Genomic DNA, 6,948 nt, shown 5'->3' with positions numbered 1-6,948 from the left:
GCCAAACCCTGATCGACCCCGACACCGACCACGCCCTGCTCGTCTTCACCGCCACCCCAGGCACCCCCAGCCACGACATGCTGCAGCTACTCGCCGTCCTCGGCCACACCAGCGTCACGACCTAGTGTCCTGCGCCAGGAATTCGTAACTTAACGGGCCGGTGGTCGGGCAGCTGCGCGAGGGCTCTCTTGGCGACCGCGATGTGTCGGCGGCGGTGTTCGACCCTGCGTTGCCGCGGCGCAGCAGGAACGACAACGGCTCGCCGGTGCCGTCCGGGCCGTGGTCGAGGAAGCTGAGCAGTGGGTGGAACCCGAACCCGCGCTTGAACGTCGGCGCCGCCTGTTCCTTGTCCGAGTGCGCGGTCAGCAGGGTCGCGTCGAGGTCGACGATCACCGGCTCATCAACGCTGGCTTGATGATTCGGCGCGTCGGCCCCGGCCAGCGCCCACACGCTGCCCCGAGTCGCCGCCCGGGCGGAGTCGATCGCCGCCAGGGCCTTGCCGGCATCGGCGGCGAGGGTGTCGACCAACCGGGACACCGTCGGATCCGAGGCCACCGCCCCGAACACACGCGGTTGGTCCCGCAGCACCGCGATGTCGGCCAGGCAGTCACCGCCAACGGCCAGCGAGAGCGCCAGGTCGATGATGATCTTGCCGGGGTTGTGCGCAGCGTTCGGCTTGCGCCACGGCACCAACGCCTCTGACAGCGCCCGGTCCAGCCCAACGATCCGGACGGTCTCGACCAGCTCGACCGCCCCACCCTGCGACACCATCGCGGTCCCGGCCGTGTCGGTCCGCACGCGCGGATACAGCCCGTTACTCTTCACCCTGAAGGTGCTCCTCGCTTGACGTGATCATGGCCTCGACAACCCTGATCCTGTCTGGCTTGGAGCCCTTTTAAATTGATCAACGCGCCGTCACCATGAAAGCCCCGGGTTAGTGTTCGGGCAGGCGAACCGGGAATTTTTGGACCTGCTGCTCGGTACCGTCCCACCCGGTCGTCCGCAGCCAGTCCTCGAAGGTCAGCAGCCCCGGGTGGATCTTGTGCAGCAATTCGGTGTCGCGGTCCTGGCCCAGCACGTCGCGTTCCTGGAAGAGCTGGAACATTGCGGCAAAGTCGTGCCCGACGTCGGGAACGGATGCTCGCAGCACCTCGAGCGGCAACGGCGCGTAGGCGGTCGGCGTTCCTGTTACGCGCTCGAACGCAGCCGCGATTTCTTCGCCGGTCAGGCTGTCGGCGACGATTGACAGATCGCGGGCGCCCCAGGCCTGCCAGTTCTCGAACATGTGTACCGCGAACCAGGCGATGTCCTCAAGGCTGATCAGCGGGTATCTGCCGTCGCCCAGCGGCAGCACGAAGGTCAGCCCGTCGCGCCCATCTGGCAGGCGCCCTGGCTGCGGAGCCAGCCGTAGCTGGAAGTTCTCCATGTACGGCGCTGTGGTCAGGACCGAGACGTGCTCGCTGTACCAGCCGTCCACCTCCTGCTGCATCATTTCCTCGGACCGTTGCAGGTTGATGTGCGCTGCGACGGCGGCCTTGCCGTCGTAGTGCGGCACCGGAAGGCGTCCGTGCGTCAAGGTGACGGCGCTGTCCAGAGACGACCACACGAATTTTTCGACGTCGGCGCCGCGCGCTGCCTCCAGCGCGGCGAGTCCTTGCCGGTACTCGCCGACAGCGCTCCTGGTGGAGAAGAAGTCCGTGTTGCAGAAGACGCGCGCGACGTCAGCCATGGCCTTGCTCAGGCTGCCCGGGTCGTTTACGTCGCCCTGGACCATCCTCACCCGACCACCACCGTGCGTGGTCAGCTCGACGGCCTGTTCGGACTGCGGATTACGGGTGAGGACGCTCACGGCACCGTCGGACGCTTGGAGCAGGTGTCTGACGACTGTGCTGCCCATCGCGCCGGTTCCGCCGATGACAAGGGTCTGGTTCATGGTCGGTGCACTCCTTCGGGTTGTGCGGTCTGGTGGAGCACGTGCGCTGCCACCTGCTGGTGCGTGGCGACCCACACGTGGTCGCCCGCCTGCTGGACGTGGTCGAGGACCTGGTCGAACATGTCGGCCAGGAGCGGCCGCCCCCCGACGTGCGCGTGGATCGTCAGGTTGAGGATCCCGGGTCCCGGGGCCCGGAGGAGGTGGTCGAGCAGCTCTCGGTGGACGTCTCGGTAGGTCCGTGGTCCGGCCATGGCGCCGCGCACGTCGGTGAAGTCGCTGTGCATGATGGCCACCAGCGGGCCGCGCGGCGTCGGCACGACGTACGGCAGCTCCCGGTCGTTGTAGTCGCCCGACCACGAGTAGCCGGCCTCGGTGAGCAGCGCAGCGGTGTGTGCCGTAGCGGTCGCGCGCGGACTCATCCAGCCGGTCGGCCGGGCGCCGGTGAGCGCCTCGAACGTGTCGACGCACCGACGGATGTTGTCGCGTTCGTCGGACACGTCAAGGTGCACCGGCAGGACGTCCTGGGACACCGAATGCGCGGCGATCTCGTGTCCTGCAGCGTGTACGGCGAGCACGGCGTCGGGGAACCGGTCAGCGACCGTGGAACTCGTGCCGAAGGTCGCGAGCATGCCGCGAGCCGCCATGATGTCAAGCAGGCGCCACACTCCGGTCGTCGCCCCGTACTCGGACCAGGAGACACTGTGCGCGTCAGGTACACCCGGTAAGGGCCATGCGGCAGCCATGGGGGCGTACACCGGCCAGTGACCTTCCGACCACAGCTCCAGCGCGACCGTTACCATGACCGCGACCTTCCGGTCGCCCGGCCAGGTCGTTACTTCACGCGCCAAAGGAGATCCTCCCTGCGAGGGTTGCGGCGGCATCTGCAGCCCCGACCGCCTGGACCGAGCGCGCGGACCGGCGACCATGTCACGGGCCGCCGGTCCGGCGCACGTCGTCGAGGGCCTCTCGCAGCGCTGCCGGTCCGGCGCCCTCGTGACCGCCATCGATCGGCAGCAGGAACGGGAAGCCGCCCTTGCACGATGTGCTCGTCGCAGTGACACACAGGCCGGAGGCGCCGATGCGCACCAGGACCTCGCCGGCCTTGGGTGGGTCGTGCTCGGCCTCCTCCACCGACCACTCGGTCCGCCGCTCCCAACAGATGGCAGCTTGGGTCTTCATTGGTGACTCCCTGGTTCGTCGACAGAGACGGTCGGTATGGTGGTGGTCAGGCAGGCGCATGAGGCTGAGCCACCCGGAGGTCGGGTCAGAGGTAGATGGACTTGAGCTGCTGGTAGTTCGCCAGTCCCTCGGGGCCCAGCTCGCGGCCCAGGCCGCTACCTTTGACACCCCCGAAGGGCGCGATCGGGTCGGTCATGTACTGGTTGATGCCGATGGAGCCGGTACGGACCTGGCGCGCGACTTCCAGGCCGTGCTCGGCGTCGCGCGTCCACACCGAGCCGCCTAGGCCGAAGTCGGAGTCGTTGGCGATGCGGACGGCGTCGCGCTCGTCCTCGTATGGCGTGACCACCAGCACCGGGCCGAAGATTTCTTCCTGCGCGATGACCTGGGCGTTGTGCACGTCGGCGAACACGGTGGGCTCGACGTACCAGCCGCGGTCCAGGTGGGCCGGCCGGCCGCCGCCGACGACGAGCCGGGACCCTTCGCCCTTGCCCTTGGCGATGTAGCCCTCGACCCGGTCGCGCTGGCGAGCGCTGGCCAACGGCCCGACCTGGGTCGCCGGGTCCAGCGGGTCCCCCACCTGCAGCGACTCGGCCAGCGCCGCGACCGCGTCGACGACCTCGCCGTACCGGCTGCGCGGCGCGAGCACGCGGGTGCTGGCGAAGCACGACTGGCCGTTGTTCATCATCGTGGCGGCGAAAAACTCTTGGCGCATGAGTTCGGGGTTGAGGTCGGCGTCCTCCAGCACGATCGCCGCCGACTTACCGCCGAGTTCCAGCGTCACCGGTCGCAGCAGGCGGCCGCAGGTCTCGGCGACCCGGCGGCCGACGGCGCTGGACCCGGTGAAGGCCACCTTGTCGACGCCGGGGTGCCCCACCAGGTAGGCGCCGACCTCGCGGTCTGCCGGCACGATGTTGATCACGCCGGCGGGGACGCCGGCCTCCATTGCCGCCTCGGCGAACAGGTAGGAGTCCAGCGCCGTCTCAGGGGAGGGCTTGAGGACCAGCGTCGCGCCGGCCGCCAGGGCGGGGGCGTGCTTGCCCGAGGCGAGGGTCTGGGGCGCGTTCCACGGCACGATGGCGGCAGCAACCCCGATGGCTTCGCGGCGCACGACGACCGGGCGCCCGAACATGCCGTCCCGGACCTCTTCGACGGGGGTCTGGCAGACCAGGTCGGCGTAGTAGCGCAGCAACAGGCTGGGCAGCGCCCCCTCGAGCATCTGGGCCAGCGCCATCGGCATGCCGTTCTCGCGACATACCAGGCGCGTGAGCTCGTCCTTGCGGTCGTCGAGCGCATCAGCGAGCCGGCGCATGACGCGGGCCCGCTGCTCAGGTGCCCAGGTCGACCAGCCGGTCGGGTCGTCGAACGCGCGTCGGGCCGCCGCCACAGCCGCGTCGACATCGGCGTCCTGCCCCTCAGGGGCGCTGCCCAGCACCTCTTCGGTCGTGGCGTCGATGACCGTAATGCGCTGCGAGGAGCGCGGGGCGACCCACTCGCCGCCGATGAAGAAGGAGTCGCGATGCAATGTCATAGCAGCAGCGTGACTCAGTGGACGCAGCCGCGGAACTGGCTCGTGGGACATTGAAGGTAACATTCGGGCCATGTCGCACCGCGTGGCCGTTCTCGCCCTCGACGGGGTCATGCCCTTCGACCTCAGCATCCCGGCGTGCGTCTTGCACCAAGCGGTGGACGCGGCCGGGCGGCAGCTGTACGAGGTGTCCACCTGCTCGCTGGGAGGGCGGCCGGTGCGCACCAACCAGGACTTCAGCATCACGGTGCAGCACGACCACACCCTGCTTGCGCGCGCGGACACCGTCGTCATCGCGACGCACGAGCCCGCCGCAGGGCTGCTCGCCGTGGCCAAGGTGCCACCGGAGGTGGGTGCCGCCCTGGAGCTCATCCGGCCACACACCCGCATCGTCAGTCTCTGCACGTCGGCGTTCCTGCTGGCTGCTGTCGGCCTACTCGACGGCCAAGGAGCGACGACTCACTGGGGCCTGTGCGGCGAGCTCGCCCGGTTGTTCCCTAAGGTAGACGTCGACCCGGAGGTGCTCTTCGTGGACAACGGACGCGTCCTCACCGGAGCCGGGGTAGCTGCGGGCATCGACCTGTGCCTGCACCTGGTGCGCCGCGACCACGGCGCATCGGTGGCGAACGCCGCCGCCCGACGCTGCGTCGTCGCTCCCTGGCGCGACGGCGGCCAAGCCCAGTTCATCGACCACCCGCTGCCGCCCGATGCGGACAACTCGACCTCGACGACTCGCCTGTGGATCCTCGATCGGCTCGCAGAACCGCTCTCGCTCACCGATCTTTCCCGGCACGCCAACATGAGCGTGCGCACCTTCACCCGCCGGTTCCGCGCCGAGGTTGGGCAAAGCCCCCACCAATGGATCAACCAGCGCCGGGTCGACCACGCACGGTCACTGCTGGAGTCCACCGACCTCAGCGTCGGGCAAGTCGCCTCCGCCGCCGGGTTCGCCGACCCGGTCCTGCTGCGCAAGCACCTGCAGGCGTCCGTCGGCTTGTCACCGGGGGCCTACCGGCGCACCTACGCCGCAACCGGCTCGAACGGCACGAGCACGCACACCGCCGGCTCGCCGGCACCGGTGACGCTCGCCCTGACGGCCACCAGCAGTCCGGGCGCCGCACACCACCAGGACCCGCTCTCCGGCCCGGTGTGTTCCTCGACCGGGCGAGGGGTGGCATAAGAGGTTTATGGCGAAGCGCTGGTTGAGCGAAGGCGGTATGTACTCGCCCGCTGTCATTCCACCGTACCCGGAGTGATCACCCGCGGACACAAGCTTGCGAAGGCTTGAAGACGATTCGGTGAGCGGGGGATTCACCGGTGCTGTCTCCGTGACCGTCGAACATCCGGTGAGCGGGGCCGGCGGCGGAGTCGACGCCCACCGGGGCAGATCCACGGCTCGTGCCCTGCTGGGCGTCCTGCTCGTCGTCGCCCTGACCGCCGGTGCCGGCGTGGCGCTGGCCGAAGGGCCGGCCCCTGGTCGCCAGTTCGTCGTGCCGGCAGCCGGCAGAGTCCCGGTCCTCGGGGATAGCACGCCAGGAGCCACAGCCCTGCTACGTCCCGAGGAATCACGCCCCGGCATCGGCCAGACAGGAGTGCGCGGCCAGACAGGAGTGCCCCCGTGCGGCCAGGAACCGCCACCAGCCCGATGACGATGCGGCCCACGCGGCTGGTCATCCCCTCCGTGCACCTCGATGCTCCGGTCGTCGGAGTCGACGTCGTCGGTGGGGCACTGGCCGTACCGGACGACGTGCACACCCTCGGGTGGTGGTCCGAGGGGCCGTCCCCGGGCGCCGTCAGCGGCACCCGCGTGCTCGACGGCCACGTCGACAGCGCCCGGCAAGGACTCGGAGCGCTGGCCGTCGTCGGCCATTTGAACCTCGGCGACATCATGATCGTGGACTCAGAACAGGGCGAGCACCGCTACGTGATAGTCGCCCAGCGCACTTACCACAAAGACGCCTTGCCCAGAGACATTTTCGCGACCACCGGCCACTCCCGACTGGCGCTGATCACTTGCGGTGGCCCGTTCAACAGCGCCGCGCGCCAGTACGACGACAACATCGTCACCTACGCCGTCCCCGCCACAATGATCCCCGCCGAGAGGGGCGGTAACACGGTGCAGGTTATCGCTAAGCCGCTGCTCGGGCGGACACACACTCGCGTGGCCACAATCGCATTTGTGGTCCCGTCCCACGTCGGCCCACCGGTCGACTGTGACTTGCAGCGGTAGTTGACGCGGTGCTGCATCGCTATGTGGCCGTTCGCCCGCTGCACGGGACGCCGGATCTTGTCCGAGAGGGGAGCCTTG

General features: G+C 69.1%; 7 protein-coding genes and 1 pseudogene. 3 read left to right on the top strand and 5 right to left on the bottom strand.

What is annotated here, in order from left to right:
- Window positions 1–127 precede the first annotated feature (127 nt).
- The 5 genes and pseudogenes from RM423_RS19235 to RM423_RS19215 all read right to left on the bottom strand — a co-directional run.
- Window positions 128–771: pseudogene (locus tag RM423_RS19235) on the bottom strand (transposase); the annotation flags it as partial.
- 163 nt (window positions 772–934) lie between these two features.
- Window positions 935–1,933, bottom strand: coding sequence for an NmrA/HSCARG family protein (locus RM423_RS19230; protein WP_311424665.1), 999 nt, complete (start codon window positions 1,931–1,933; stop codon window positions 935–937).
- Window positions 1,930–2,733 (bottom strand): polysaccharide deacetylase family protein, encoded by an 804-nt coding sequence (locus RM423_RS19225; protein ID WP_311424664.1) that lies wholly within the window; start codon window positions 2,731–2,733, stop codon window positions 1,930–1,932. The genes RM423_RS19230 and RM423_RS19225 overlap by 4 nt, the downstream gene beginning before the upstream one ends.
- Before the next feature lie 127 nt (window positions 2,734–2,860).
- Window positions 2,861–3,112 (bottom strand): hypothetical protein, encoded by a 252-nt coding sequence (locus RM423_RS19220; protein WP_311424663.1) that lies wholly within the window; start codon window positions 3,110–3,112, stop codon window positions 2,861–2,863.
- An 85-nt stretch (window positions 3,113–3,197) separates the two neighbouring features.
- The gene (locus RM423_RS19215) at window positions 3,198–4,643 is read right to left on the bottom strand and encodes an aldehyde dehydrogenase (RefSeq protein ID WP_311424662.1); all 1,446 of its coding nucleotides are present in this window, start codon (window positions 4,641–4,643) and stop codon (window positions 3,198–3,200) included.
- A 70-nt stretch (window positions 4,644–4,713) separates the two neighbouring features.
- Here RM423_RS19215 and RM423_RS19210 point away from each other — a divergent pair, with 70 nt between their 5' ends.
- The 3 genes from RM423_RS19210 (at window position 4,714) to RM423_RS19200 (ending at window position 6,870) form a co-directional block, all read left to right on the top strand.
- Entirely contained in the window at window positions 4,714–5,820 is a 1,107-nt protein-coding gene (locus tag RM423_RS19210) for a GlxA family transcriptional regulator (protein ID WP_311424661.1), read from the top strand.
- A 148-nt stretch (window positions 5,821–5,968) separates the two neighbouring features.
- Window positions 5,969–6,289: a hypothetical protein gene (locus RM423_RS19205; protein ID WP_311424660.1), complete on the top strand. Its 321-nt coding sequence runs from the start codon at window positions 5,969–5,971 to the stop codon at window positions 6,287–6,289.
- Complete coding sequence (locus tag RM423_RS19200) at window positions 6,286–6,870, top strand: class F sortase (RefSeq protein WP_311424659.1); 585 nt, start codon at window positions 6,286–6,288, stop codon at window positions 6,868–6,870. Before RM423_RS19205 ends, RM423_RS19200 begins: the two co-directional genes overlap by 4 nt.
- The last annotated feature ends 78 nt before the right edge of the window (window positions 6,871–6,948 follow it).

It is taken from the genome of Jatrophihabitans lederbergiae, assembly GCF_031845305.1.
GTDB lineage: Bacteria > Actinomycetota > Actinomycetes > Mycobacteriales > Jatrophihabitantaceae > Jatrophihabitans_A > Jatrophihabitans_A lederbergiae.
The sequence above is the reverse complement of the archived record's forward strand: the minus strand, read 5'-3'. Positions and strand labels throughout refer to the sequence as shown.

Excerpts from the sequence above, each read along its gene's own strand:
- RM423_RS19210 (WP_311424661.1), top strand. The coding sequence starts at position 4,714 with ATGTCGCACCGCGTGGCCGTTCTCGCCCTCGACGGGGTCATGCCCTTC.
- RM423_RS19220 (WP_311424663.1), bottom strand. The coding sequence starts at position 3,112 with ATGAAGACCCAAGCTGCCATCTGTTGGGAGCGGCGGACCGAGTGGTCG.
- RM423_RS19215 (WP_311424662.1), bottom strand. The coding sequence starts at position 4,643 with ATGACATTGCATCGCGACTCCTTCTTCATCGGCGGCGAGTGGGTCGCC.
- RM423_RS19230 (WP_311424665.1), bottom strand. The coding sequence starts at position 1,933 with ATGAACCAGACCCTTGTCATCGGCGGAACCGGCGCGATGGGCAGCACA.
- RM423_RS19225 (WP_311424664.1), bottom strand. The coding sequence starts at position 2,733 with ATGGTAACGGTCGCGCTGGAGCTGTGGTCGGAAGGTCACTGGCCGGTG.
- RM423_RS19200 (WP_311424659.1), top strand. The coding sequence starts at position 6,286 with ATGACGATGCGGCCCACGCGGCTGGTCATCCCCTCCGTGCACCTCGAT.